General features: G+C 62.6%; 24 protein-coding genes. 9 read left to right on the top strand and 15 right to left on the bottom strand.

The genetic code is table 11. The features are described 5' to 3' along the window. Positions 1 to 2 precede the first annotated feature (2 nt). A complete protein-coding gene (locus tag LU684_RS16070; protein WP_096426444.1) occupies positions 3 to 641 on the bottom strand; it encodes a TetR family transcriptional regulator in 639 nt (212 codons plus the stop codon). A 171-nt stretch (positions 642 to 812) separates the two neighbouring features. Continuing rightward, positions 813 to 1,532: a FadR/GntR family transcriptional regulator gene (locus LU684_RS16065; protein WP_060517146.1), complete on the bottom strand. Its 720-nt coding sequence runs from the start codon at positions 1,530 to 1,532 to the stop codon at positions 813 to 815. A 96-nt stretch (positions 1,533 to 1,628) separates the two neighbouring features. On the opposite strand from LU684_RS16065, the gene LU684_RS16060 reads away from it, so the two are divergent. Then, complete coding sequence (locus tag LU684_RS16060; RefSeq protein ID WP_016487986.1) at positions 1,629 to 2,375, top strand: FadR/GntR family transcriptional regulator; 747 nt, start codon at positions 1,629 to 1,631, stop codon at positions 2,373 to 2,375. A 3-nt stretch (positions 2,376 to 2,378) separates the two neighbouring features. On the opposite strand, the gene LU684_RS16055 is transcribed toward LU684_RS16060, so the two are convergent. From LU684_RS16055 to LU684_RS16015, 9 genes are all read right to left on the bottom strand, one after another. Continuing rightward, positions 2,379 to 4,193: a glycosyl hydrolase family 28 protein gene (locus LU684_RS16055; RefSeq protein WP_232894818.1), complete on the bottom strand. Its 1,815-nt coding sequence runs from the start codon at positions 4,191 to 4,193 to the stop codon at positions 2,379 to 2,381. A 63-nt stretch (positions 4,194 to 4,256) separates the two neighbouring features. Further along, positions 4,257 to 4,625 carry a 5-carboxymethyl-2-hydroxymuconate Delta-isomerase gene (locus tag LU684_RS16050; RefSeq protein WP_232894817.1) on the bottom strand — a complete coding sequence of 123 codons (369 nt, stop codon included), beginning with the start codon at positions 4,623 to 4,625 and terminating at the stop codon, positions 4,257 to 4,259. 69 nt (positions 4,626 to 4,694) lie between these two features. Continuing rightward, the gene (locus LU684_RS16045) at positions 4,695 to 5,471 is read right to left on the bottom strand and encodes an ABC transporter ATP-binding protein (RefSeq protein ID WP_060517140.1); all 777 of its coding nucleotides are present in this window, start codon (positions 5,469 to 5,471) and stop codon (positions 4,695 to 4,697) included. 10 nt (positions 5,472 to 5,481) lie between these two features. Further along, positions 5,482 to 6,321: an ABC transporter ATP-binding protein gene (locus LU684_RS16040; RefSeq protein ID WP_031311759.1), complete on the bottom strand. Its 840-nt coding sequence runs from the start codon at positions 6,319 to 6,321 to the stop codon at positions 5,482 to 5,484. Between the two features lie 11 nt (positions 6,322 to 6,332). Then, positions 6,333 to 7,250 (bottom strand): ABC transporter permease, encoded by a 918-nt coding sequence (locus LU684_RS16035; RefSeq protein ID WP_023047280.1) that lies wholly within the window; start codon positions 7,248 to 7,250, stop codon positions 6,333 to 6,335. A gap of 62 nt (positions 7,251 to 7,312) precedes the next feature. Continuing rightward, positions 7,313 to 8,923, bottom strand: a complete 1,611-nt coding sequence (locus LU684_RS16030) for an ABC transporter substrate-binding protein (protein ID WP_016487990.1) — start codon at positions 8,921 to 8,923, stop codon at positions 7,313 to 7,315. A gap of 55 nt (positions 8,924 to 8,978) precedes the next feature. After that, positions 8,979 to 10,016 carry an ABC transporter permease gene (locus tag LU684_RS16025; RefSeq protein WP_023047279.1) on the bottom strand — a complete coding sequence of 346 codons (1,038 nt, stop codon included), beginning with the start codon at positions 10,014 to 10,016 and terminating at the stop codon, positions 8,979 to 8,981. A gap of 66 nt (positions 10,017 to 10,082) precedes the next feature. Then, positions 10,083 to 11,693, bottom strand: a complete 1,611-nt coding sequence (locus LU684_RS16020; protein WP_019472022.1) for an ABC transporter substrate-binding protein — start codon at positions 11,691 to 11,693, stop codon at positions 10,083 to 10,085. Positions 11,694 to 11,762: 69 nt separating this feature from the next. Further along, on the bottom strand, positions 11,763 to 12,917 hold the full coding sequence (locus tag LU684_RS16015; RefSeq protein ID WP_016487993.1) for a mandelate racemase family protein: 1,155 nt from the start codon (positions 12,915 to 12,917) through the stop codon (positions 11,763 to 11,765). A 340-nt stretch (positions 12,918 to 13,257) separates the two neighbouring features. On the opposite strand from LU684_RS16015, the gene LU684_RS16010 reads away from it, so the two are divergent. From LU684_RS16010 to LU684_RS16000, 3 genes are all read left to right on the top strand, one after another. Continuing rightward, positions 13,258 to 13,983 (top strand): oligogalacturonate-specific porin KdgM family protein, encoded by a 726-nt coding sequence (locus tag LU684_RS16010; protein WP_095115599.1) that lies wholly within the window; start codon positions 13,258 to 13,260, stop codon positions 13,981 to 13,983. Positions 13,984 to 14,057: 74 nt separating this feature from the next. Beyond that, positions 14,058 to 14,876: an NAD-dependent epimerase/dehydratase family protein gene (locus LU684_RS16005; protein ID WP_232894816.1), complete on the top strand. Its 819-nt coding sequence runs from the start codon at positions 14,058 to 14,060 to the stop codon at positions 14,874 to 14,876. Between the two features lie 26 nt (positions 14,877 to 14,902). Further along, positions 14,903 to 15,796 (top strand): SMP-30/gluconolactonase/LRE family protein, encoded by an 894-nt coding sequence (locus LU684_RS16000; protein ID WP_060517130.1) that lies wholly within the window; start codon positions 14,903 to 14,905, stop codon positions 15,794 to 15,796. A gap of 36 nt (positions 15,797 to 15,832) precedes the next feature. Here the strand turns inward: LU684_RS16000 and LU684_RS15995 are convergent, their stop codons facing one another. Beyond that, positions 15,833 to 16,987, bottom strand: a complete 1,155-nt coding sequence (locus tag LU684_RS15995; RefSeq protein ID WP_070086362.1) for an MFS transporter — start codon at positions 16,985 to 16,987, stop codon at positions 15,833 to 15,835. Positions 16,988 to 17,268: 281 nt separating this feature from the next. Here LU684_RS15995 and LU684_RS15990 point away from each other — a divergent pair, with 281 nt between their 5' ends. Next, positions 17,269 to 18,486: an amidohydrolase family protein gene (locus tag LU684_RS15990; protein ID WP_023047272.1), complete on the top strand. Its 1,218-nt coding sequence runs from the start codon at positions 17,269 to 17,271 to the stop codon at positions 18,484 to 18,486. 222 nt (positions 18,487 to 18,708) lie between these two features. On the opposite strand, the gene LU684_RS15985 is transcribed toward LU684_RS15990, so the two are convergent. Continuing rightward, a complete protein-coding gene (locus tag LU684_RS15985; protein ID WP_016487999.1) occupies positions 18,709 to 19,587 on the bottom strand; it encodes a LysR substrate-binding domain-containing protein in 879 nt (292 codons plus the stop codon). A gap of 129 nt (positions 19,588 to 19,716) precedes the next feature. Further along, on the bottom strand, positions 19,717 to 20,367 hold the full coding sequence (locus LU684_RS30745) for a methyl-accepting chemotaxis protein (protein WP_371262284.1): 651 nt from the start codon (positions 20,365 to 20,367) through the stop codon (positions 19,717 to 19,719). A 1,903-nt stretch (positions 20,368 to 22,270) separates the two neighbouring features. Here LU684_RS30745 and LU684_RS15975 point away from each other — a divergent pair. Continuing rightward, entirely contained in the window at positions 22,271 to 22,966 is a 696-nt protein-coding gene (locus tag LU684_RS15975) for a 3-oxoacid CoA-transferase subunit A (RefSeq protein ID WP_016488002.1), read from the top strand. A gap of 8 nt (positions 22,967 to 22,974) precedes the next feature. After that, entirely contained in the window at positions 22,975 to 23,616 is a 642-nt protein-coding gene (locus tag LU684_RS15970) for a 3-oxoacid CoA-transferase subunit B (protein WP_016488003.1), read from the top strand. Between the two features lie 175 nt (positions 23,617 to 23,791). Here the strand turns inward: LU684_RS15970 and arfB are convergent, their stop codons facing one another. Continuing rightward, complete coding sequence (gene arfB / locus LU684_RS15965; protein WP_023047269.1) at positions 23,792 to 24,205, bottom strand: alternative ribosome rescue aminoacyl-tRNA hydrolase ArfB; 414 nt, start codon at positions 24,203 to 24,205, stop codon at positions 23,792 to 23,794. Positions 24,206 to 24,610: 405 nt separating this feature from the next. On the opposite strand from arfB, the gene LU684_RS15960 reads away from it, so the two are divergent. Both LU684_RS15960 and LU684_RS15955 read left to right on the top strand, forming a co-directional pair. Next, positions 24,611 to 24,853 carry a hypothetical protein gene (locus tag LU684_RS15960; protein WP_016488005.1) on the top strand — a complete coding sequence of 81 codons (243 nt, stop codon included), beginning with the start codon at positions 24,611 to 24,613 and terminating at the stop codon, positions 24,851 to 24,853. 21 nt (positions 24,854 to 24,874) lie between these two features. Further along, entirely contained in the window at positions 24,875 to 25,144 is a 270-nt protein-coding gene (locus tag LU684_RS15955; RefSeq protein ID WP_016488006.1) for a DUF3077 domain-containing protein, read from the top strand. The last annotated feature ends 131 nt before the right edge of the window (positions 25,145 to 25,275 follow it).

Genomic DNA, 25,275 nt, shown 5'->3' with positions numbered 1-25,275 from the left:
CGTCAGCGGCGCAGGCCGCGCAGGGCAAGGTCGCTGATAAACGCCAGCCAGTCGGCCTTGGCCTGTTTGTCGGCCAGGTCCACGGCCAGAAACGAGCTGAGGGTATGGCGGTTGGAATTATAGAAATAGCAGAGCGAGGCAATCATCAGGTAGGCGTGGGTGATGTCGATGTCGTCGCGGAACAGGCCCTTGGCCTGGCCTGCTTCAATGATCGGCCGCAGCACGCCCACCGCTTCGCCGGACAGCGCCTTGAGGTTCTGCGACTTGCGCGCGTGCTGGCCCTGATGCAGGTTTTCGGTGGCGAGAATGGTGACGAATTCGGGGTGCCGCACGTAGTAGTCCCAGATGAACGCCACCAGCTCACGCAGGGCCTGTTCCGGGTCGCCGAGATCGATGCGCAGCTTGGCTTCGGCCTGGTTGAAGCTGGCATAGATGTGCTCCAGCACGCTGATGAACAGCTTTTCCTTGCTGCCGAAGTAGTAATAGATCATCCGGTCGTTGGACTTGGCCAGTGTGGAGATCTGCTCGATGCGCCCACCGGTGAAGCCTTCCTTGCTGAAGACCTTCACCGCAGCCTTGAGAATGTTGTCCCGGGTGCGGTCGGCCTGTTGGGCGCGAACACCGGTTTTGCGAGTTTGCATGTCGGTCCCTGAGGGGGCTGGCCAGATACCCAACACTGCCACAGACGTTGGGCCATTGCGCGGCTTTTTCGGCTGGGCTGACACGATAAACGCGGGGGAGCTGAACATGCGACAGGGCACGGCAACGGGCCAGGGCCGGGGATACGGTGTGGCTGTGCACCGTGCTGCCACCTACGGCTCGGCACCCCGTTCGTCTTGGGTGATGCTTCGCTGGGCGCGTGTCAGGCAGTTGACCAGATGCAGCCGCATGGCAGCACGGGCAGCACCGGCATCCTTGCGGGTGACCGCGGCATGCACTTGCTCGCGCTCCAGCGCCTCCAGTGCCCGCTGCTGGGCATCGCACGCCGGCATGGCCTGCTGCGCCACCGCCAACAAGGTATGCCCAAGGTGGGTCATGGTGTCGATGAAAAAACTGTTGCCCGTGCATTGGGCTATGCGCAGGTGAAACTCGAAGTCGGTTCGCATGCAGGGCGCTGACTGCGTATCAACAGCCTCATCCAGCGCCGCCCGCATGGCAGCCAGTTGCCCTGCGGTAGCACGCTGGGCAGCAATGGCAGCCGCCTCGACCTCCAGGCAAAGCCGCAGCTCGATGATCGCCACCTCGTTGTAAGCATCGCCCATTCCAGGGCTGGTACTCTGGAAGTCACCTGCCGGGATGGCGTCTACAACGAAGGTACCGATACCACGACGGGTTTCGACCAGGCCTTCGGCCTGCAACCGAGAAATGGCTTCACGCACCACGGTACGGCTTACGCCTCGCGCTTTGGTCACAGCTTCTTCGGTGGGCAATTTGCTACCCGCTGGCAATTCACCCGAGCGAATCTGCTGCGACAGGTCATGCACCAGTTGCTGGGCGAGATTCAGGCGTTTTTCCGGGGTGGCGGATGCCATTGTGTGAACCCTTGATAAGCGGAAGACCCCGGAGTATACCCGCAGCCTGGTGCCAAAACGCACTATACTGGCCGCTGTTCAGACGCGAGCACAGCAATGCCAGACCACACCGCCAGCCCCTCTCAACCGCCCCGCCGCCTGGCCGAAGCGCTGGTCGAACGCTTCGCCGAGCGCATGCGCGAAGGCACACTCAAGCGTGGCGACAAGCTGCCCACCGAAGCCACGCTAATCGCAACCGAAGGTGTCAGCCGCTCGGTGATACGCGAGGCTTTATCACGCATGCAGGCCGCGGGCCTGGTCGAGACCCGCCACGGTGTGGGCACCTTCGTGCTGGACATGCCGGCACCGGAGAGCTTCAACGTGGGGCCGGCAACCATCAGCCTGCTGTCCGATGTGCTCGATCTGCTGGAATACCGCCTGAGCCTTGAAGTGCAAGCCGCCGGCATGGCCGCCGAACGGGCCACGCCGCAAGCGCTGGAAGAACTGCATCAAGCACTTGAAGCCTTGATGCAGGGCCCGGAAAAATCCGGCAGCACCACCAACGCTGATTTCCAGTTCCACCTGAAAATTGCCAAGGCCGCAGGCAACCAGTACCTGATCGATATCATGAAGCATCTGGGCACCAAGATGATCCCCCGCACGCGCATGAACTCTGCCTACACCGGCCAGAGCAACCGCAGCACCTACCTGGCCGGTATCAACGCCGAACATCAGCAGATCTACGATGCCATCGCCAGCCGCCAGGTCGATGCGGCGCGCGCTGCCATGTACCTGCACCTGAGCAACAGCCGTACGCGCCTGCGTGAGGCGCAACGGCTACAGGCGTTTTACAGCGAGGCCTGAAAGCTAAGGCGCAGGCTCCACATCCGTGAAGGCCAGCCCTTGGCTGCCCTGTACCTGCCAAGGGTTGGCGCCCCCGGTGTGGGTGAAGCGAAGCCCGACGAAGCGCGAATCTTTCAGGCCATCGATCTTGACCGGGGCCGGCCCGCTGAAACGTACACGCTCGAACACCAGCCCCTGATGCCAGGCGTCATGGCTGCTATCGCCCTTCACCTCGATGGCAGCGGTGCTGGCGTTTTCCACGCTCACATCGCTGACCGTGATGTCACGAAACTGCCCCGCCACCGTCGAGCGCTTGTAGTCGAGCTTGGCATTCGGGTCGTTGTAATCCAGGGTGAAGATGAAGGCCTGTTTTGCGGTATTGCGAATGGCTGAATCACGGAAGGTCACGTGGCGTGCGCCACCGCCCATGAAGTTGGTGCTTTTCATGCGCAAGCCGGTATCTGTGCCGTCCGAAACGTTGTCTTCGGCCAGGATGTTCTGGATCCAGGCGCCGGTGTGGCTGCCCGCCACGATCATTCCATGGCCTTTGCGGAAATAGTTGTTGAAGATCCAGGCATCTTCCTGCGGCTTTTGGTGGACCGCACCCGCACCAGTGCCAGCGGCGAAGTTGACGCAGTCGTCACCGGTGTCGAAGAAGTTGTTGAACACCAGCGCGCCGCGGCTGTTGGCAAACTCGATACCGTCGCCGTTGTTGGCGTCGTAGGTACGGTGCGTGGTGTTGGCCAGCACCACATTCTGCGTTTCCAGGTTCATGATGCCGTGATAGGCCGGGTTGACCACCGTGAAGCCTCCATAGAACACGTTTTCCACATTGCGCAGGGTAATCAGCGACGAGCGCATCTGGCCGTACGCGTCCTTGACATTCATGCCCTCGGCAACCGCCCGCTCTACTTGCGCCTTGGCCAGCACGCCGTCGTGCATGTAGCGGGTGTTGTCGCTGGGCAGGTAGAAGGGCAAGGCTCGCCCGCGCTCGTCGAGCACATCCGGGTTACGCTTCCAGCCATTGCCGTCGATCGTGCCCTTGCCAACGATGCGGATGTTCTCGAAGGCCTGATGCGCCTGCGGGTCGCGCGGCAACGCGTTGATCAGCGAGGCCGGGCGCACGGTGGTGGAATACGGGTACTGGATATAGCCTTCGCGCGGGTAGTCCTCGGCACGCTCGGAGCCCAGCAGGGTAGCGCCCTCGGCGATTTCCAGGGTCATGTTGCTCTTGAGGTAGAGCGCCCCGCTCTTGTACGTGCCGGCAGGCAGCAGCACCTTGCAGCCCTTGCTGCAAGCGTCGATGGCACGCTGGATGGCGGCCGTGTCGAGCGCCTTGCCATCGCCCTTGGCACCGTAGCGCTGCACATTGAACAGTGCCGGTACGGCCGTGGTTCGCTGCACAACCACGGGGCTATCAGCAGACTCCTTGCCTTTGCTATCGACCGAGCGCACGGTGAAGCGATACTCGGTATCGGGCGCAAGCCCCTGGGCGGTGAAGCTGTGAATGGCGATGCGGTGATGGAAGTTCTGCGTGTCCTGCTGGTAGAAGTGGTCGATGTAAGGCTTGGCCGGTGAGACCTGGTCATTGTTGGCGTTGCTGCCACCGAGCAGCTTGCCATTGGCATAGACATGGTAATCGACGATCTCGGCGTGGTCGGCCGGCTTCTCCCAGACCAGGATGATCTGTTGCTCATCGTAGGCCAGCGTCGGCACCTGGAGTTTGGCGGGCGCGTCCAGCGCCAAGAGCGGCAGGCTGCAGCCCATGGCCAGGGCACTTAGCAGTGCACGCGCCAGTGGGTGTTTGCGTGCAGCGACAGCAGGGTGCGCATACGGCATGGTTTTTATCTTCCTTGTTTTTGCCATTGATAACGCCACGCTTGAGCGGCCGAACCGCGTGGCTCAGGCCGTCAACGCGACTTGCTCGAGGTACTGGCTGCGGTTGACGAAGGTCTCCCGGGTCATTTCCCTCACATCCATTGATAGCGCCTCGACCTCGGGCAGCAGGCCGACCAGCGCCGCCACCCCCGCCGAGGCGAGGCTGCGCCGCTGCTCGGCGCTGCGCCCGGCGAACAGGTACAGTGCAACATGCACGAAATCATCCTGCCCGGCGCCGCAGCGGTAATGGCTCAAGGTGTTCAGCCGCGCCTTGATGTCGCCGGGCTTGAACAGCCCACTGGCATCGATGGCGTCGTGCACGGCGGCCAGCAGCGTCTGCTCGCCAACCCGCTCAGCCAAGCTGGCCGGGCAATCGATAATGCAATGAGGCATGGTGGATTCCTTGATCGGCAGCCCTGTGCGCCCTGCCCCGCTGGCTCAGGCGCAAGGCTTGGGAGGGGTTCAGGCAGAGGCGGCGCGCGGCGATTCGGCGCTGAAGTCGCGGCTGGCCTGGACCAGCATGCGGGTGTAGTCATGACGGGCGAGGTCCTGGCTCAACGCTTGGCTGTCGAGGCGCTCGACGATGCGCCCTTGCTGCATCACCGCGACCTTGTCGCACAGGTGGCTGACCACCCCCAGGTCGTGGGTCACCATCAGGTAGGTGAGCTTCTCGCGCTGGCGCAGGTCTGCCAGCAGGTTGAGGATTTCCGCCTGCACCGAGACATCCAGCGCCGAGGTCGGCTCATCCAGCAGTAACACACGCGGCTCGAGGATCAGCGCGCGGGCAATCGCCACACGCTGGCGCTGCCCGCCCGACAACTGGTGCGGATAGCGGTAGCGGAAGCTGTCATTGAGGCCGACCTTGACCAGGATGTCGTTGATCCGGTCGTCGCGATCAGCCATGCCGTGAATGGTCAGCGGCTCGCGCAAGGCTGTGTCGATGGTGTGCCGCGGGTGCAACGAGCCGTAGGGGTCCTGGAAGACCATCTGCACCTTGCGAAAATGCTCCTTGGGCAGCTTGTGCTGCAACGCACCGCCGGCAATGCTCAGCGCCCCGCTCCAGTGCCGGTACTGGCCGGCCAGGCAGCGCAGCACGGTGGTCTTGCCGGAGCCCGACTCGCCGACCAGGCCGAACGACTCGCCGTCCTCGACTATCAGGTCGACGTCGTGCAGCACCTGGTTGAGGGTGGCGCCAACGCCGAAGCTCAGGTTCAGCGATTGTGCTTGGATCATGGACATGTCAGTTACCTCAGCAGGTGAGCCAGAGCGGGTCGCGTTGCAGCACCGGCAAGCGCGGGCGGCGGTTGTCCATGCTCGGCAAGGCCGCCAGCAGGCCACGGGTATACGGGTGTTCGGCATATTGCAGGTCGCACGCGGCGAGCGACTCGACCACCCGCCCGGCGTACATCACCAACACCCGGTCACAGTAGTTGCGCACCAGGTTGAGGTCGTGGCTGACGAAGATCAGCCCCATCTGCTGCTCGACCACCAGCGCTTCGAGCACGTTGAGCACCTGCTGGCGCACCGACACGTCGAGTGCCGAGGTCGGCTCGTCGGCGATGATCACCTCCGGGTTGGTGATGACCATCATGGCGATCATGATGCGCTGGCCCATGCCGCCGCTGACTTCATGCGGGTACAGGTTGTAGACGCGTTTCGGGTCGCGGATATGGACCTTTTCCAGCATCAGCATGACCCGCTCGCGTGCCTCGCTGCGGCTGGCCTTGTGGTGCGCCAGGTACGCCTCGGCGATCTGGTCGCCAACCTTGACCACCGGGTTGAGCGAGTACTTGGGGTCTTGCATGATCATCGAGATGCGCTGGCCACGGATCTTCTGCATGGCCTTTTCGCTGGCGCTGAGCAGGTCGACATCGCCGAACTGCAGGGCCTTGGCGGTGATCTGCGTGCTGCCGGGGTGCAGCTTGAGCAAGCTGCGCCCGACCGTCGACTTGCCCGAGCCGGACTCGCCGACGATGGCCAGTTTTTCCCGGCCAAGGGTGAACGACACATCGCGCACCGCGTGCATTTCTTTCTTGCCGTTGACGAAGCGTACGTTGAGCGCTTCGACGTTGAGTTTGAGCGACGACATAAAGCCTCCAGTTACTCGCTACGCGGATCGAGAATGTCCCGCAGGCCATCGCCCAGCAGGTTGAACGCCAGGCTCACCAGCATGATCGCCGCACCCGGTACCGCCACCAGCCACCAACATTCGAGCATGTAGCGTCGACCGGTGGAGATCATCGCGCCCCACTCCGGCAGCGGTGCCTGTGCGCCAAGGCCGAGGAAGCCCAGCGCCGCGGCGGTGAGGATGATCCCGGCCATGTTCATGGTCAGGCGGATGATCACCGACGACAGGCACATCGGCACAATGTGACGCAGGATGATGCGCGTCGACGAGGCGCCCTGCAGCTCGACCGCGACAACGAAGTCGGCCTTGCGCAGCGACAGGGTTTCAGCCCTTGCCAGCCGTGCGATCGGTGGCCACGAGGTCAGCGCGATAGCGACCACGGCATGCTCCAGGCCAGGGCCAAGGGCAGCGATGAACGCCAGTGCCAGGACCAGGCTGGGGAACGAGATGAAGATGTCGGTGATGCGCATGAACACCGTGTCGACGATGCCGCCGTAGTAGCCCGACACAGTGCCGATGAACAGCCCGATCGGTCCGACGATAACGGTCACCAGGGTAATGATGTAGAGGGTGATGCGTGAGCCGTAGACCAACCGGCTGAAGATGTCGCGGCCGTATTCGTCGGTGCCGAACCAGTGCGCGGCACCGGGGGCCTGCAGGGCATTGGCGAGGTTCTGCACCACCGGGTCATGGGTGGCGATCCACGGGGCAAAGGTGGCAACCACGATCAGCAGCACGGCCACCAGCAGCCCGGCCAGGGTCATGGGGTTGCGCAACAGGTGGCGCAGCACCCGCAGGCTGCTTTTGTAAAAGGCGTCGAGGCTGGAAGCCGGCGTGGTGTCGGCCTGCGGCTTGGCGCTTGCTTGGGTAGAAGACATGTTGGCAATCATCGGCATGTTCTCGGTGTGAAATCATGGCCGCCCGGAGCGCCCGCTGGCGCCCCCGGACAGGTTCAGCGTTGCTTGTAGACGCCCAGGTAACGGGTCGCCTCGGCGTCATCGCCGGTAAAGCCCTTGACGTCCACCGCGCTCACCGCGGTGTCGGTCATCTGCGAGAGCATCATGATCGGCCCGACCTGCTGGTCGTAGCGCTGCTGGGCCTGGTGGTACAGGCTCACGCGCTTGGCGGCGTCACGCTCGACGCCCGCCTGGTCGATCAGCGCATTGAGCTGTTGATCGAAGAACGACGCGCGCCAGCCCTGGAAGTTGGGCAGGCCCGCACTGTCGCTGTTGTCCGGGTTGTAGACAAAGGTGCGCAGGCTGAAGTACGGGTGCGGGTAGCGCTCGGCACCGCGCGCGACGATCATCTCGAAGTTGCGCGCGCGCATCGCGCCATACACCTGGTTGCCGGTGCCGGTGACGATGCTGGCCTTGATCCCGCCTTCGGCGAGCGTCGACTGCATGCGCGCGGCGATGTCGATGAACGGCGGCTCGGACAAGGTCCGGATGGTGGTGGTGAAGCCTTGCGGGTAGCCGGCTTCGGCCAGCAACGCCTTGGCCTTGGCGACATCCATCTTGTAGCCTGGGTCCGGCAGGCGGGCGTCGAGGCCAAGCTGCATCGGCTGCTGGTTGAGCATGCCGTAGTGCGGCATGACTTGCTCGTCGATGCCTTTGTAGTCGATCAGGTTGCGCACTGCTTCGCGGACTTTCTGGTTGGCGAATTCGGGCTGCTTCATGCTCATCGCCACGTAGTACATAGTGCCGCGCTGCAGCGGTTGCACCTGCAGCTTGGGCGAGCGCTCGATGGCCTTGATGTCTGGCGCGGCCATGCCGTAGACCAGGTCGAGGTCACCGCGCTCGAGCATCAGCCTGAGTGATTGCGACTCGGTCATGTGCCGCACCAGCACCCGCTTCATTTTTGCAGGGCCCGCCCAGTAGCCGTCGAAGCGGGTCATCACCAAGGCGTCGTTGGCGCTCCACTTGGTCAGGGTGAACGGGCCGCTGCCGGCCTCGTTGGTGACTAGCCAGGCGGCGCCCAGGTCGCCGTCCTTCTCGTGCTTCAAGGCTTCCTGGCGGTCGACGATGACCGCGCTGGGCGAGATTGCCAGCGAGTCGATCAGCAGCAGCGGGTCGGCGGGCTGTGGCAGCTCGACCACCAGGGTGTGCGGGTCAGTGGCGCGGATCAGCCCCTGAATGTTGTCGACGCTGTAGCCGTAGGCCTTCCAGGTGGTGGCCAGGCCGAAGTTGAGTTTCATCACGCGGTACAGCGACCAGGCCACGTCTTCGGCGGTGAGCGGGTTGCCGGAATGGAACTTGACGTCGCTGCGCAGGTGGAAGGTGACTTGCTTGCCGTCTTCGCTGATCTCCCAGCGTTCGGCCAACTGTGGCAGGTGTTTTTCCGGGTTGCCCTGGTCGCGCTTGACCAGCGTGTCATACAGGTTGGCGTTGACCCCGGAGGCATCCAGGCCCGGGGCGTTGGCCGGGTCGATGGAAAACAGGTTGACCATGCTCATGCCGACGATCAACTGGTCGGCGGGGGTCTTGGCCTGCACGGCGGCCATCGGCCCCAGTGCCAGCATCGCACCCAGCAGGCTCAGGCGCAGGATCGGAAGTACAGTTTTCATGTGGCTGTCCTTGTTTTTATAGTCATGCACTGTGTTCGCGCTGGCCGCGCGGGGCTTAACGGGTCCTTGGGTCGAACACCTTGTACAGGGCGTCGCTGATCAGGTTCAGGGCGACGAAGATCAGCCCGATCACCAGCACACAGCCCATCACCGCGTTCATGTCACCGAGCATCAGGCTGCTGGTCAGGTACTGACCAAAACCGGGCCAGGCAAACACCGTTTCGATCAGTACCGCGCCTTCGAGCAGCGAGCCGTAGGCCAAAGCGACCACCGTCAGCAGCTGCACGAGGATGTTGCGAAACGCATGGCCCCAGACCACCTGGCGGCGCGACAGGCCCTTGACCCGGGCGGTGATGATGTATTCCTGGGACAGCTGTTCGAGCATGAAGCTGCGGGTCATGCGGCTGATGTAGGCGACCGAGTTGAGGCCCAGGATCAGCCCCGGCAGGACGATGTGCCGCAGCGCGCTGGTGAAGGCTTCCCAATCGCCGGCCAGGGCTGTGTCGATCAGCAACAGGCCGGTGATGTCCGGCACCATGCCGTCGTAGGCGAGGTCGATGCGCCCTGCCCCGCCGGCCCAGCCGAGCCAGGCGTAGAACACCAGCAGCCCCATCATGCCGACCCAGAAGATAGGCGTGGAGTAACCGAACAGGGTGATCACCCGTGCCACATGGTCGCCAAGGCGGCCCTGGTTACTGGCCGCGACCACGCCCAGTGGCAAGCCGATGACGATGCCGAAGAGGATCGCCAGGGTGGCCAACTCGATGGTCGCCGGGAACACCCGCTTGATGTCGTCCAGCACCGGGTGGCCGGTCAGCAGGGCGTTGCCGAAATCACCGTGGAGCAGGTCGTTGAGGTACAGCCCGAACTGCACCCAGATCGGCTGGTCCAGGCCCATCGCCCGGTACACCTGGTCGTAGGTAGAGCTGTCGGCGTCCGGACCGACTACGGCCAGCACCGGGTCCAGCGGCATCACCCGGCCAATGAAGAAGGTCAGCGCCAACAGACCGAGCAGGGTCACCAGGACCGTGCTGGCCCGGCGGGCAGTGCCAGACACGCGCGTGCCCAGCACAGAGGCAGTCGAAACTAACATAACAGGCTCCTGAAAATGCGTTCAGCCAACACCGAGGCGTTCGGGGCGCGCACGCCCCGCTCCCGCTCATCGCGACTTGTAGACGTCTTTGTAGCGGGTGGTGGCCGCACTGTGGGTCTGGTAATCCTGAACATCGTGGTAGACCACCACGGTGTCGGTCATCTGCGACACCGGCAGGATCGCGCCGACCTGCGCGTCCAGGGTCTTCTGGATCTGCTGGTACTGGGCCAGTTGCCTGGTCTTGTCAGGCTCGACTTCGGCCTGCTCGATCAGCGCGTTCAACTCGGGGCTGTAGAACGACGTGCGCCAGCCCTGGAAGTTGCTCAGCTTGGCTTCGTCGCGGTTGTCCGGGTTGTACACCAGGGTCCGCAGGCTCGAATGCGGATGACGCTCGGCCCCGCCACCGCCGCGGCCGACCAGGATGTCGAAGCTGCGTTCGCGCATGGCGCCGTAGATCTGGTTGCCGGTGCCGGTGACGATGGTCGCCTGGATGCCGGCCTGGGCCAGGGTCGCCTGCAGGCTGGAGGCGATGTTGATGAATGGCGGCTCGGTGAGCACGCGGATGGTGGTTTTGAAGCCATTCGGGTAACCGGCTTCGGTCAGCAGTTTTTTCGCCTCGGCGACGTTCAGGGTGTAGCCCGGATCGTCCAGCCGTGCCGGCAGGCCGAGCGGCAATGGGCGCTGGTTGAGCTGGCCGTAGTGCGGCATGACGGTCTGGTTGATGCCTTGGTAGTCGATCAGCGAACGCACCGCGCGGCGCACACGGGCGTCATCGTAGGGCTTGTTCTTGACGCTCAGGGCAACGTAGTAGAGGGTCCCGCGCTGCACGGTCTGGGTGCGCACCTTGTCGGACTTCTCCAGGGCTTCGATGTCGGGTGCGGACATGCCCTTGGCCAGGTCCAGGTCACCGCGCTCGACCATCAGGCGCAGCGACTGCGACTCAGTCATGTTGCGCATGACGATGCGCTTGAGCTTGGCCGGGCCACCCCAGTAACCGTCGTAGCGGCTCATCAGGATCACATCGTTGGCGCGCCAGTCATTGAGGATGAACGGGCCGCTTCCGGCGGCGTGTGTAGTCAGCCAGGCGCCGCCCATGTCGTCGCCCTTCTGGTGTTGCTGAACCACTTTGCGGTCGAGGATGAAGGCACTGGGCGAGGTCGCCAGGGTGTTGAGCACCAACATCGGGTCGGTTGGCCGCGGCAGCTCGAGGACAAAGGTGTGCTCGTCGGCGGCGCGCAGGTACTGGGCGGCGTTGCCGGCGGTGAAGCCGTAAGCCTTCCATGTCGAGGCCAGGGCCAGATTGAGCTTGAGCACGCGCTGCAACGACCAGGCGACGTCTTCGGCAGTCAGCGGGTTGCCCGACTGGAAGGTCACGCCGGGGCGCAGCGTGAAGGTCAGGGTCTTGCGGTCGTCGCTGACCTGCCAGCTTTGCGCCAGAGCCGGTACCAGCTGGTCCGGCTGCTTGACGTCCTGCACCAGCAGCATGTCGTAGAGGTTGGCATTGACCTCTGAGACATCCAGGCCGGTGGCGGCGGCCGGGTCGAGCGACAGCAGGTTGATCATGCTCATGCCGACGATCAACTGGTCGGCGGGGGTCTTGGCGAAAGCGGCAGGTACCGACGTCATCGCCAGCGATGCGGCCAGGACCCCCGCCCAGAATTTGGGGAGAACGCTCATGTGAGATAGCCTTTTTATAGTTATTGGACTCTCGGGCGGCACGCACCAAGGCGTGCCGCCATGCACGAATCAGAAGCTCTGCAGCGTGTTGGTCTCGACGTAGTCGAAGTCGATCTCCTCCCCCAGGCCTGGCAGGTCGGAGAGGTGCACGAAGCCGTCTTCATCCATCGGGTCGACCAGGCGCTTGAGGTAGGCCGGTACTTCGTCATAGTTGAGGAACGGGTGCAGCAGGCCGCGCTCGTACCAGGTGCAGTTCTTGATCGCGCCGACCACCGCCAGGTTGGCCGCGCCGTTGCCGTGGATCTCGCAATCCATGCCAAACGCTTCGGCCATGTGCGCGACCTTCAGGCACGGGGCGATACCGCCGACCCCGGCAACGCCGGCGCGCAGGATGTCACAGACATCGTTCTTGACCCAACTGGCGCGGCTCAGGTGTTTGCCACCGAGGCTTTCCGGGCCCAGCACGGGGATGTCCAACTGGGCGGCCAGCCACGCGTAGGACTCGGCCGAGTCTTCCATCATCGGCTCTTCGAACCAGGCGAAATTCAGCTTCTCCAGCGCACGGCCGACGGTCAGCGCTTCGGTGCGGCTGTACCAGTGATAGCCGTCGATCATCAGCGCGATGTCGGGGCCGACCGCTTCACGTACGGCGGCGCAGGCCTTGATGTCCATGCTCACGCTCGGGGCGAACGACACCGGCGGCATCCAGGTGTGCAGCTTGATCGCCTTGTAGCCGCGCTTGACCAGGGTCTCGGCGAAGCGGCCGTATTCTTCAGGGGTCGACAGGCCGCCCGGCAGCTCGTCACCGCACATGGTCGAACCGTAAGCCGGGACCTTGTCGCGGTAGCCACCGATGAGCTTGTGCACCGGCACCTTGAGCTTGCGCCCGGCCCAGTCCCACAGGGCCTGTTCGACCAGTGCCAGGGCGCGGTCGGTGAGCTGGCTTGCGCTGCCGCGTTGCCAGTGCGCCAGGTCGTGCCAGATTTTTTCGCGGTCGAAGGCATTGGCGCCGACCAGCACCTTGCGCACGAAGCCATCCAGCACGTACGGGCGGATCAGCTCGGGAGCGCCGAAGGCGAAGCCTTCGTTGCCGCACTCAGTCTTGATTCGCAGCAAGGCCATCTTGGCCTGGGTCACGTCGCCCGGATGGGCATGGCCGGCGCTGTCTACAGCGCGGCGCGTGGGGTAGGAAAACACCTGGACGTTTACAGCAGTAATGATCATGGACGTCTGAGCCTTCTTATTGGATTTGTGGCGGGTGAGTCACGCTCTGGGGGCAATCCTACGTCATCATACAACATTTGAAAAGCACCACTTCAAACCGACGAAATAGTCGTGAATAGTCTGCTAAACCCCACCATGTGATCCCCATCACAAAGCTCAACAAAAGCCACAACTACTGATTTAGAGCCTTATATCAGAGTGATCAGACAACATTTCAATATTTCGTAGACAGCCCCCTGGTCGTACGATAACTTATTTGAAAAATCACGGAGCGCCCCACCCACCTCATCCCGATCACACGCCTCATCACGTCCTCAACAAAAACAAAAAAAGAGATCGCATGAACAACACACTTCGCCGCCTTATCGCCGCCAGTACCCTCGGCTTGTCGTTCTACGCCTGCGCGGACTCCGCCAGCATCAACTACCGGCATGGGTACACCGAAGACGACAGCATTCACTCCGACCGGATAAAGCTGAGCTACCGCAAGGACAGCGGCCTGGGGTTTGCCGCAGAAATCAAATACAAAACTGCCGGCGACCGCGAAGACGTCGCCTACGACAACATGGTCAACAACGGCCATGAGTTCACCGTGGACTACAACTACAAGATGAGCCCCCGGTCGACCTGGACCCCCGCCTTCCAGATGGACAGTTCCAAGGACGCAACCACCTACAAGTTCGGCTTGAAGTACAACTACAAGCTCAGCGACACCTGGTACGTCGCCACCCGCGTACGCCACGACGCACGCAGCCTCGACCGGGATCAGGTCGACCACAGCAAAGCGGACCGCGCCAAGGACAACCAGAACACCACCCGCCTTGAAGGCTGGCTCGGCTACACCCCCAGCGGCCCGTGGGCATTCGAATACCAGTACATCCACTTCACCACCGACTACATCCGTTACGACAACAAGAAGCAGGACTACGAGCAGAACCTGATCATCAAGTACAAGCTCAACAAACAGTGGGCGCCATTCATGGAAGTGGGTGACATCAAGGTCAACAGCTACACGGACGATCGCCAGGCCCGTTGGCGCCTGGGTATCCAGTACAACTTCCTGTAAGGGCAACCGCCCGACCATGCCGGTGTCGTTGCACCACGGCACCCTCATGCAGTTTCAGCAAAAGGCATCCGACAATGACCACGCCCAACCGCAAACCCTTCAACCGCCTGCTGCTCACCGGCGCCGCCGGCGGGCTCGGGCAAGTGCTTCGCCAAGCACTGCAAGCACACGCCAACATCGTGCGCGTATCAGACATCAGCCCCATGGCAGCGGCTGCGGGCGAGCATGAGCAAGTCATCAACTGCGACCTGGCCGACAAGGCCGGCGTATTGGCCCTGGCCGAGGATGTGGACGCCATCGTGCACCTGGGCGGCATCTCCACCGAGCGTGCCTTCGAAGAGATTCTGCAAGCCAACATCGTCGGCACCTTCCACATCTATGAGGCCGCCCGAAAGCACGGCATCAAGCGCGTGGTGTTCGCCAGCTCGAACCATGTCACCGGCTTTTACCCTCAAGGCGAACAGGTAGATGCGCATTCGCCGCGCCGACCAGACTGCTACTACGGGCTGTCGAAGGCCTACGGCGAAGACCTGGCCACGTTCTACTTCCACCGCTACGGCATCGAAACCGTCAGCCTGCGCATCGGCTCTTCATTCCCCGAACCACGCAATGTGCGCATGCTGTCCACCTGGCTGAGCTACGGCGACCTGGCGCATCTGGTAGATCGCGCATTGCTCGCCGAAAACGTCGGCCATACCGTGGTGTACGGTGTCTCAGCCAACCGCGACCTCTGGTGGAGCAACCGCCACGCCGCACACCTGGACTTCAATCCGAAGGACAGTGCCGAGCGCTTCCGCCCGGCCCTGGAGCAGCAGCCAAAGCCCGCTTCAGATGACCCGACGGCCCACCTGCAAGGTGGCGCCTTCACCGCTGCCGGCCCTTTTGACGACTAAACCCTGATGGAGCGCGTAATTCTTCCATGACAGCCGAACTGATTACCGATGCACGCAATGCCACAGGCGAAAGCCCGGTCTGGCACCCGCAGGAAAATGCCTTGTACTGGGTAGATATACCGGCAGGCCGCCTGCACCGCTGGCAACCAGACGGCCAGACACATCACTGGGCCGCAGACGAAATGCTCGGCTGCATCGTCCGTAGCCAGCAAGGCCACTGGCTTGGGGCCATGGAGAGCGGGATCTTTCACCTCACCCCCCAGGCTGACGGTCGCCTGGTTGCCGACAAGCGCACCAGCGTCGAACACGCGAGGCCCGGCATGCGTTTCAATGACGGACGTTGTGACCGCCAGGGGCGCTTTTGGGCCGGTACGATGCAAACAAACATGGGCGCCGAGCCGGTGGGTGCGCTTTACCGATATGACGCGACGGCGGACGCAACGGTAAAGCCAATGCAAGCACGACTGGACAAGCTGATCGTGCCCAACGGCATGGCGTTCAGCCCGGACGGCAAAACACTGTATGTCTCCGACTCGCACCCCAGCGTTCAGCTGATCTGGGCCTTCGACTACGACATCGACAGCGGCACACCGCACAACCGCCGAATATTCGTCGACATGAACCAGCACCCCGGCCGACCGGACGGGGCTGCGGTAGATGCCGAGGGTTGCTACTGGATTTGCGCGATCGATGCCGGTCAGGTACTGCGCTTTACCCCCGAAGGGAAGCTGGATCGCGCCCTGCCGCTACCGGTAAAGAAACCGACCATGTGCGCATTCGGCGGCCCGCAGCTGGATACGCTGTTCGTGACGTCGATTCGCCCACAAGGCATCGACCTGAGCGACCAGCCCCTGGCCGGCGGCGTGTTCGCGCTCAACCCCGGCGTAAAGGGCTTGCCGGAGCCGATTGCCGGGGGCTGAAGCCTGGGCCGGTATTGGCTGCCACCAGGGGTATGCTCAATAAGCAGCCTTGCTGGGCATCCCCCTGCGACCTGCCCCAAGGCAAGTGACTGCAAAGGCAATCACCAACGCCCCGGTACCCAACAGGAAAATCAGCTGCTGGTTGGAGCCCTCCACCAGCATGGCGATCAGCGCCGGCGTCACCGCTGCCGCCCCCATCAACGTGATGCTGACCAGCGGTGTGAGCTTGCCAGTCGGGTCGTTGGTGGTAATCAGCGCCATGTAGTACGACAACGACAGCACCCAACCAAAGTTGATCAGCAACAACGCAACGAACAGCTGCATTGGCGTGCGGGTATGCCCCGTAAGCATGGCGATGGAAATGAACACCGCCACCAGCCCTACGGCGATCATCAATTGGCGATTGACCCGCGCCCCCAGCAGGCTAGGCAGCCCCGCCCCGGGCAAACCACCCAGGGCCGACAGGCCGAATGCCCAGCCGATATCGACGCCGCTGATGCCCTGGTCTCGCGCCAACTGGTCGATGAAGCCCCATACGCAGTAGATGGCGATCTGCATGAACAGCATGCCCACCAGCGCAGTGCGCCCCGTGCGCGCCGAACCACTCTGGGCAGGTGAGGCTTCGCCACTGGCCAGCAACGCCGCCGGGCGACGCGGTAGCACCAGGCTGGCGCCGCAGATGAGCAAGTACCACAGGCCGAACGCGCACAAGGCGGTCACCGTGCCACTCTGCGCGGCCAGCAGCGGCAACCCTGCGGAAAACAACGAGTACTCGGGCGTTTGCAGCAACAGCATCAACCCGAACGAACGGTCCTGGTTGGGCAAGCGGCCCAGCGTGGACACCGCATAGGCATACACCAGCCCCGCACAGGTGCCGGCCGCCAGGCGCACGATCAGCAGCACGGTGTTGGTGGTGGCAAAGGCGGTCGCGATGCTCAATGCCACGCACAGCGCGCCAACGAACAGGCACAGGCTGCGCCCGCCATGGCGCTTCATCAGCACCGGGCAAAGCAAGGTGCCCAGGGTCATGCCGATCATCTCGACCGACACCACCCAGCCCTGCTGATCGAGTGACAGGCTCAGCTGCTCTGTGACCAAACCCATGAAGATGGGTTGTACGCCACAGACGATGAAGGAAGTACAGGCGATGAAAATCAGCGCGGCACGCAGCAGCTTGGCATCTTGCGTCATGGGGACCCCGACACGGCATTTGTTTTTATTGTGTGTGGCGACCTGCCCGAAGGGCGCCGTAGCTGGCGGCGAGGCGGGTCTCGGTGGCAATCGTGGGCCGACATTGCGGGCTTTGAAAGTTAATTATCGGCATCCACGTCAGTGGGCTTTTTAATACAGGTCAGCATCCCCTGCCTGCATCCAGAAATGCACTGCACCCGATCCTGATAATTAATTGGAGACAGGCCCACATCCCCCCTACCGTGGTACGTCACCCAAGCCTCCGTAAAAAAGGCCCGATCATGAACGACCGTGAGTTCATCAACGCTATCGATGCCGATGGCAAGCCCCTGCACATTGCCGTAACCAACGGCCGCATCACCCACATCGGCCCGCAACGCGCCAGCACCCCAGCCCGTGAAACCATCGACCTCGAAGGCCTGCTGGTGCTGCCAGGCTTTGTCGATGGCCACATTCACCTGGACAAGAGCTTTGTCGGCGACCGCTGGCGACCGCACCAACCCGTGGCCAGCCTGCGCGAGCGCCTGGCCGTGGAAAAACGCGAACTGGCCAGTGCCCCACCCATCGTCGAGCGCGCCGATGCGCTGATGTGCCAAGCTGCCTCGTTCGGCACCCTGGCGATGCGCTGCCACGTGGACGTAGACGCCACCACCGGCCTGACCAACCTGCACGCCATGCTCCAAGCCCGGGACAAGTGGAAAGACCTGCTCGACATCGAGCTGGTGGCCTTCCCTCAGGCCGGTGTGGTGACCTGCCCCGGTACGGCTGAAGTGATGGAAGCGGCCATCCGCGAAGGCGTGCAGGTGGTCGGCGGCATCGACCCCACCACACTGGATGGCGACGCCGACGCCCAACTGGACATCGTGTTCGGTATCGCCGAGCGCCATGGCGTGAAGGTTGATATCCACCTGCACGAACCCGGCGACATCTGCATCGCTCAGCTCCAACGCATCGCTGCGCGCACCCAGGCACTGGGCATGCAAGGCCTGGTGGCGGTCAGCCACGCCTATGGCCTGGGCGACGTATCCGATGCTGTTGTCGACCGCACGGCCGAAGTGCTGGCCGGCGCAGGCATCTCCATCATGACCAACGCCCCCGGCGAACATGCGTTTCCACCCGTACTGCGCCTGCGTGACGGCGGCGTGCGGGTATTTACCGGCAACGACAACATCCAGGACGCCTGGTGGCCCTACGGCAATGGCGACATGCTGCAAAGGGCCATGCTGGTCAGCTACCGCTCGGGCTTCAATACCGATGAGGAGCTGCGGGTTGCGCTGGAAATGGCGACCGAAGCCAGTGCCGGGGTGATGGGCAAGCAGGACTATGGGTTGAAGGTTGGTAACGAGGCCAGCTTCGTTCTGTTCAGGGCACCGAATGCTGCTGCGGCGGTGGCAGCGGCCATTCATGAACGGGTGATCGTGCGCCACGGCGCGTTCTGGGGCAGGCCTGCACAGTTGCAGTTGAAGGCTGCGCAGTTCGCCACGGAAATCCACCGTTAAAACCCCTGGCAGAGCACAGATTTTAAGCCCTGCGCGCCCCCTTGTGGGAGCGGGCAAGCCCGCGAAGCAGGCGGCGCGGTGGATGGCACGGGCTTCGCCCGTGTTCGCGGGCATGCCCGCTCCCACAGTGATCGCGAAAGCTTTCAGATTTGAGCAAGACAGTTGCTCCCACAAAGTACGCGACTCGGTTTCAGACTTTGCACTCTGAGCGAAGGCGCATTCTTACTCCGCCTCAGCCCGCAAGATCCCGATCAGAATTTCAGCCAGCGCCATGACCATAGGGTCCGCCGTAGGCCGATGAAAAATCGCCGCCTCGAACACCTTGATAGGCTTGAACCCCTGCTCCGCCCCGAGCACTCGATGCCCACCCGTCACTACCCGCGACGGCAACAGGCTAACCCCTAACCCGTTAGCCACCGCCTCCTGAATCCCCGCCAGGCTCGAACTGGTAAAAGCGATCCGCCAACTGCGCCCCATTGCCTCGACGGCACCGATCATGTCATCCCGGTACAACCCGCGTGGCGGAAAGGTCACCAGCGGAATCGGGTCCTGGGCAAAACACGGGTACTGCGCACTGTCGATCCATTCGATGCGCTCCGGCTGGCACGCATTGGCCTCACGGCTGTGGCGCCGCTGCTTGATCAGCACCAGGTCCAGCTCGCCACGGTCATAGGTGCTCATCAAGTCCCGGCTAAGCCCTCCGGTAATTTCCAGCTTTACCGTCGGGTTGCGGCGGTTGAACGCCGCCAGCGCCTGCATCGTCTTGCCCGCGACAAAATCGTCCGGCAGGCCGATGCGCACGGTCACCGTCACCCCGCCCGACATGGCTTCGGTCAACTGGCTGCTCACCGCCAGCAGGTGCCGCGCATACCCCAGCAGGGTTTCCCCCGCATCGGTCGGGTGCACCTCGCGGTTACTGCGGTCGAGCAGCTGCTGGCCGACCATTTCCTCCAGCCGGCGCACCTTCTGGCTGACCGTGGACTGGGTGGAGTGCAGGCGCGCGGCAGCGGTGGTGAAACTGCCGCAGTCGGCCACCATGACCACGGTGCGAAGCATGTCCAAGTCATAGATGGCGCGGTTGGGTTTGATGGAGTCTGGCATTTGACGGGTTCAGCTTTCTGGATGGGGCTGGGTACATGATGCCTGAAGCTGGAGTGCATGATGCATTGCCCGAGGGCACGGCATGCCTTGTACGCATGCACGAACCGTTTCGCGCACCCGATCTTGTGCTCAAGCTGCAGCGGCCCCCTTACCCTCACCGCTGACCTCGAACTGCCCTACCAGCTTCTGCAGCTTGCCAGCATCCACCCGCACCTTCTGCGCGCTGCTCTGCAGCACCACCGCGGTCTGCTGCATCTCGCTGGAGGACTGGTTGACCTGCTCGATGGTCTTGCCATATTCCACGCTTCGCCGGTTGAGCTGCTGGATGATGGCGAACATGCTTTCCACGGCCTGGTGCAGTTGGACGTTCTCGGACGAAGCGTCTTCGGCAAGGCGCAGGCTGTTGTCCACGTCCTGTACGCCCTGCTCCATGAAACTGACGGCCTGGCGGGTTTCGCCCTGTAGGCTCTCGACCATGTGGCGAATGTCTTCGGCCGCGCGCGCGGTTCGCGCGGCCAGGCTGCGCACCTCGTCGGCCACCACCGCAAAACCACGACCATGCTCGCCGGCGCGCGCCGCCTCGATGGCGGCATTGAGCGCCAGCAGGTTGGTCTGGTTGGTGATGTCGCTGATCAGCCCGGTGATGTTGTCGATCTCGACCATGCGGCTGTCAAGCCGCTGCACGCTGGATGACGAGCGCGCCACCACATCGCGAATGGACTGGGTGCCTGCCTGCACCGCCAGAAACTGCTCGCGGGCACGGCTGACCACCTCGTCCATGGCCTGCTTCATCTGTTCGGCGCTGACCGACGCCTGCTGCAGTTCGCCAAGCTGCTCCTCCATGATGATCATCATCTGATGCACCGCATCAGCCACATCGGCGGAGCTCACGCTGGCCGCCTGGCTGCGCCCGAGCATCATCTGGTTGGTACTGCCGACCGTGCGGCTGGCCTTGACCACCTGGCCCACCACCGCGTCCAGGCGGTCGATGAAACTGTTGATCCAGCGCGCCATATCGCCGCTCTCGTCATTGCCCAGGGTGCTGGTGTCCAGGCGCTGACGCAGGTTGCCTTCACCCTCGGCGATGGTACGCAGCACGCCGCTCATGCCATTAAGCCTGGCAGCCAGGCGCTTGGGCCCAAATACGCCGAACAACAGCGTGGCGCCGAGCATGCTCAAGCCCAGAACAACATCGTTCAGCCCTTGCGCCAGGCCGGCATAGTGCTGCACCAGGTAGTTGCAGCCGAACAACCCGGCCATGGTCGCCACATAGGGTTTCATCAACCCATGACTCAGCGAGCGGCGGCGGTAGACCTCCTCCAGGTCGGCTTCGCACATCATGCCCCAGCGGTCAGGCGAGCCCGGCAACTGGAACGTTACGCCCTTGCCGACCACTGGTACGTGGCGGTAATCCGAGTAACCCGGGTAGGTCACGAACAGGTTGGCACCACGCCTGATGGTTTCCCTTACCCCAGGGTGCAGTTCGCGCGTGGAGGGGTCGGTGAAGCGCAGTTCCAGTTCGGTATGGCGCTGGACCTGTACGGTGGACCAAGGCGTGTGCACTCCACTTTTGAGGTTTTCGCCGTGGGTGAAGGTGCCGTCCTCGAAGCGCGAGCGCGACAGGGCCGTGCCGGGCTGGATCGCCGGGTCGAAGCGCGACTGCGCCATGAACAGGTAGTTGTCGCCCGACTCGGCGAAAATATGCCCGGCCTCGCGCTGGATCAGGTCACCCAGAACATCGTTGGGTACCCGACCGCACAGGCAGCCAAGGACTTTACCGCCAGCCTTCACCGGCTGGTAGAACATCAGCGTCACTTCGTCGTGGAAGCGTGAAGACGACGGGCCGATGCGCAGGGTCAGCGGGTCGCTGTAAGGGCCATGCAGAAAGGGCGCCTTCAGCCCTTGGGCCAGCGCTGCAGTCTGCTCGATACGTGGCGTACCACGTTGTGGCCAGGTCGAGGTGATGATGCTGCCCGCAGCATCGACGACAAACAACTCGGAAAAGTCTTCGGCCTGCGCCAGTTTGTCCCGCAGCAGCGTGCTATCGGGTTGAGCGAACCCTTGCGCGAGTTGTTCTGCAAGTTCAGCCAAATGCTCCCAGTGCTCGTTCGCCCAGTCATGCAACAAACGCATGCGGGTCTGGGCAATGGCTTCGAAGGTTTGTTCGATCTGCGGATAGCTCGCCCGGTTCAGGCGACATGCCCAGCCCATGCTGAGCTTTCCGGTTTTACCGAACCAGGGCAACCAGCCCTTCTCACTCGATGACAACGCCATCGAACCACTGGAAAGCGACATTATCTTCACCATACGCGACATCGGATGGCAATCTGATAGCAATTCGCACGCCAACGGCGGGAGCGGTGATAAATGGGGAATTCAAGTCATTGAATGCACAGCACTTGTGCAAGAAAGGTTATGCCAGGCCCTGCATGCACCAACGAGGCGCAAACCAGATGAAATCAGGCCCTTGTCCGAAATGTGACAAATAGCCACCAGAACTGCTCGCACATCGCACAACAGTTCGATAATCGCACAAATTCCGCTAAACCCCCTCTACTGTTGCCCTATCTTGCGGCACGCTATAGCGAAAGTCAGCAACCCATTTCAAGCGCTGACAGGCCTGATCGCTTCAACGCGCCGGCCAGCCCGACAACCCTACTCCAGGAACAACCAGGAGCTCGCCTTGATCAACAAAACGTACGAGTCCATCGCCAGCGCGGTGGAAGGGATCACCGACGGTTCGACCATCATGGTCGGTGGCTTCGGCACAGCCGGCATGCCGTCCGAGCTGATCGATGGCCTGATCGCAACCGGTGCCCGCGACCTGACCATTATCAGCAACAACGCCGGTAACGGCGAGATCGGCCTGGCCGCCCTGCTCATGGCGGGCAGCGTGCGCAAGGTGGTCTGCTCGTTCCCGCGCCAGTCCGACTCCTACGTGTTCGACGAACTGTACCGGGCCGGCAAGATCGAACTGGAAGTCGTACCACAAGGTAACCTGGCCGAGCGCATCCGCGCAGCAGGTTCGGGCATTGGTGCGTTTTTCTCGCCGACCGGCTACGGCACCCTGCTGGCCGAAGGCAAGGAAACCCGTGAAATCGACGGCCGCATGTACGTGCTGGAAATGCCGCTGCACGCCGACTTTGCGCTGATCAAGGCGCACAAGGGTGACCGTTGGGGCAACCTGACCTACCGCAAGGCCGCCCGTAACTTCGGCCCGATCATGGCCATGGCTGCCAAGACCGCCATCGCCCAGGTCGACCAGGTTGTCGAACTCGGTGAACTGGACCCGGAACACATCATCACCCCGGGTATCTTCGTCCAGCGCGTGGTTGCCGTTTCCGGTGCTGCCGCTTCTTCGATTGCCAACGCTGTCTGAGGCCTGCCATGACCATCACCAAAAAGCTCTCCCGCACCGAGATGGCCCAGCGCGTGGCCGCAGACATCCAGGAAGGCGCGTACGTAAACCTGGGTATCGGCGCCCCCACCCTGGTGGCCAACTACCTGGGCGACAAGGAAGTCTTCCTGCACAGCGAGAACGGCCTGCTGGGCATGGGCCCAAGCCCTGCGCCGGGCGAGGAAGACGATGACCTGATCAACGCCGGCAAGCAGCACGTGACTCTGCTGACCGGTGGCGCCTTCTTCCACCATGCCGACTCGTTCTCGATGATGCGTGGCGGCCACCTGGACATCGCCGTACTGGGCGCCTTCCAGGTGTCGGTCAAGGGCGACCTGGCCAACTGGCACACCGGCGCCGAAGGCTCGATCCCGGCTGTAGGCGGCGCGATGGACCTGGCCACCGGCGCCCGCCAGGTGTTCGTGATGATGGACCACCTGACCAAGACCGGCGAAAGCAAGCTGGTGTCCGAGTGCACCTACCCGCTGACCGGCATTGCGTGCGTCAGCCGCATCTACACCGACCTGGCCGTACTGGAAGTAACGCCTGAAGGGCTGAAAGTGGTCGAGATTTGTGCGGATATCGACTTTGACGAGTTGCAGAAGCTGAGCGGTGTGCCGCTGATCAAGTGATCTTGCGTGTTGGCTTACGCGGACCTTTGTAGGAGCGGCCTTGTGCCGCGAAGGGGCTGCAAAGCAGCCCCAGCAATAGTTGATGTTACGCCAAAACCCGGGGGCCGCTTTGCAGCCGGACTAGCCACGCTGGCATCGCAGAGCCCAGACTTGCCAGCGACGGTCCGACACCGCCCTAGAAATCCACCTTGCCCCGACCCGCCTTGACAGTGCTCCGCCTGGCTTTCCCTTCAAGCCGGCGGGTCTTCGAGCCGAGGGTCGGTTTGGTGGGGCGGCGTTTCTTTTCGGTCTTGCCGGCAGCGATGATCAACTCGGCAAGACGCGCCAGTGCGTCAGCACGGTTCTGCTCCTGGGTGCGGTATTGCTGGGCCTTGAGGATCAACACACCGTCGCCGGTGATGCGACTGTCACGCAGCGCCAGCAGCCGCTCCTTGTAGAACTCGGGCAATGAAGAGGCCGGGATGTCGAAGCGCAGGTGCACGGCGCTGGACACCTTGTTGACATTCTGCCCACCCGCGCCTTGCGCGCGGATATAGGTCAGTTCGATTTCGGCATCCGGCAGATGCACGTTATTGGAGATGGTCAGCATGGTATGGCCCTTGTCATTGCCGCCATTATCACAGCCTTGGCAGCGCTCCCATAGAACAATGCACGATTCCTTGCTATCCCCACCCAAGATGATGTCTATCTGTGTCGAAAAATCAGAATTTTTCGCTTTCTTGTAGGGCATTTCCCAAAGATACTGATGCCGCCTATTTTCCGTTGCGGGTGCCCTATTGGCGCTCTAGTCTGGGCCGGTCGTTGCTCATCAGCGACACGGCTTTGACAGGCCGTAACGGTATATAGGTTCTGCGGCGCCCTCAATGGCGGCTGCGCGTGGGGCACGCTTGCGTGCGCCGGAACTTCCTATATCCGCCGGTCTGTCAACCCACGCACAGCTGCCACCTAACCTGTTTGACAGCGGGATCGGCGCAGCCTATCTGGAGATATAGGAATGTTAAAGATGGTCCCCGACCCACCCCACACCCTCCACTCCCTCGAAGACACCCTCATCCAAGCTGCGGAATATGCCGTCTGCGCGCTAGCCATTTCGCAACAAGCGATGCTGATGCAGCCCAAGTCACCTGCAGCGGTACTGATGATGGCGACGACCCATGAACTTGAGTCCCTGCGCTCGTTACTTGAGTCCGCATTGATTCAGGCACAGACGCCGAACGAGCCGCGAATGCAGCACTGAGCCGATCCGGGAGATGGACACATGACTACTGACGAATCGACCGAACAAACCACAGTAGGCAAGACCACGTTCTACCAGGGTGAAAACCAGACACACCCACTGTTTCGCATCGAAGCCGGGATTCCCTGCAAAAGCGCTCGGGAGCAATCCTCGGAGCTGATGGGGTACGTGCGGGAGCTGACGATTATCGGGTTGATGGATGAGAAACCGATGATGATCTGGGCTGCTCATTATCTGAGTGCGCTGGCCAAGGCACTGATGGATGATGCCGAGCTGGGCATGATGCGCTGATTGGGTTGACTGGCCGCGCTCTTATAAACCCCAAATACACAAAAGCCCCGAATAAACGGGGCTTTTGCTGAACAATATGGCGGAAGCGTAGAGATTCGACTCTTTATATCAGGAGACCCGGTCTTGCCTAT

The organism is Pseudomonas sp. NMI542_15 (genome assembly GCF_021283425.1).
Taxonomy (GTDB): Bacteria; Pseudomonadota; Gammaproteobacteria; order Pseudomonadales; family Pseudomonadaceae; genus Aquipseudomonas; species Aquipseudomonas fortuita.
Note: the sequence above shows the minus strand (reverse complement) of the source record. Positions and strands in the feature narration are given on the sequence as shown.

Excerpts from the sequence above, each read along its gene's own strand:
- LU684_RS15960 (WP_016488005.1), top strand. The coding sequence starts at position 24,611 with ATGTTAAAGATGGTCCCCGACCCACCCCACACCCTCCACTCCCTCGAA.
- arfB (WP_023047269.1), bottom strand. The coding sequence starts at position 24,205 with ATGCTGACCATCTCCAATAACGTGCATCTGCCGGATGCCGAAATCGAA.
- LU684_RS15970 (WP_016488003.1), top strand. The coding sequence starts at position 22,975 with ATGACCATCACCAAAAAGCTCTCCCGCACCGAGATGGCCCAGCGCGTG.
- LU684_RS16035 (WP_023047280.1), bottom strand. The coding sequence starts at position 7,250 with ATGATTGCCAACATGTCTTCTACCCAAGCAAGCGCCAAGCCGCAGGCC.
- LU684_RS15995 (WP_070086362.1), bottom strand. The coding sequence starts at position 16,987 with ATGACGCAAGATGCCAAGCTGCTGCGTGCCGCGCTGATTTTCATCGCC.
- LU684_RS16015 (WP_016487993.1), bottom strand. The coding sequence starts at position 12,917 with ATGATCATTACTGCTGTAAACGTCCAGGTGTTTTCCTACCCCACGCGC.
- LU684_RS16020 (WP_019472022.1), bottom strand. The coding sequence starts at position 11,693 with ATGAGCGTTCTCCCCAAATTCTGGGCGGGGGTCCTGGCCGCATCGCTG.
- LU684_RS16005 (WP_232894816.1), top strand. The coding sequence starts at position 14,058 with ATGACCACGCCCAACCGCAAACCCTTCAACCGCCTGCTGCTCACCGGC.
- LU684_RS16040 (WP_031311759.1), bottom strand. The coding sequence starts at position 6,321 with ATGTCGTCGCTCAAACTCAACGTCGAAGCGCTCAACGTACGCTTCGTC.
- LU684_RS16045 (WP_060517140.1), bottom strand. The coding sequence starts at position 5,471 with ATGTCCATGATCCAAGCACAATCGCTGAACCTGAGCTTCGGCGTTGGC.
- LU684_RS16000 (WP_060517130.1), top strand. The coding sequence starts at position 14,903 with ATGACAGCCGAACTGATTACCGATGCACGCAATGCCACAGGCGAAAGC.
- LU684_RS16030 (WP_016487990.1), bottom strand. The coding sequence starts at position 8,923 with ATGAAAACTGTACTTCCGATCCTGCGCCTGAGCCTGCTGGGTGCGATG.
- LU684_RS16070 (WP_096426444.1), bottom strand. The coding sequence starts at position 641 with ATGCAAACTCGCAAAACCGGTGTTCGCGCCCAACAGGCCGACCGCACC.
- LU684_RS16010 (WP_095115599.1), top strand. The coding sequence starts at position 13,258 with ATGAACAACACACTTCGCCGCCTTATCGCCGCCAGTACCCTCGGCTTG.
- LU684_RS16055 (WP_232894818.1), bottom strand. The coding sequence starts at position 4,193 with ATGCCGTATGCGCACCCTGCTGTCGCTGCACGCAAACACCCACTGGCG.
- LU684_RS15990 (WP_023047272.1), top strand. The coding sequence starts at position 17,269 with ATGAACGACCGTGAGTTCATCAACGCTATCGATGCCGATGGCAAGCCC.
- LU684_RS15985 (WP_016487999.1), bottom strand. The coding sequence starts at position 19,587 with ATGCCAGACTCCATCAAACCCAACCGCGCCATCTATGACTTGGACATG.
- LU684_RS16060 (WP_016487986.1), top strand. The coding sequence starts at position 1,629 with ATGCCAGACCACACCGCCAGCCCCTCTCAACCGCCCCGCCGCCTGGCC.
- LU684_RS16025 (WP_023047279.1), bottom strand. The coding sequence starts at position 10,016 with ATGTTAGTTTCGACTGCCTCTGTGCTGGGCACGCGCGTGTCTGGCACT.
- LU684_RS15955 (WP_016488006.1), top strand. The coding sequence starts at position 24,875 with ATGACTACTGACGAATCGACCGAACAAACCACAGTAGGCAAGACCACG.
- LU684_RS16050 (WP_232894817.1), bottom strand. The coding sequence starts at position 4,625 with ATGCCTCATTGCATTATCGATTGCCCGGCCAGCTTGGCTGAGCGGGTT.
- LU684_RS30745 (WP_371262284.1), bottom strand. The coding sequence starts at position 20,367 with ATGGACGAGGTGGTCAGCCGTGCCCGCGAGCAGTTTCTGGCGGTGCAG.
- LU684_RS16065 (WP_060517146.1), bottom strand. The coding sequence starts at position 1,532 with ATGGCATCCGCCACCCCGGAAAAACGCCTGAATCTCGCCCAGCAACTG.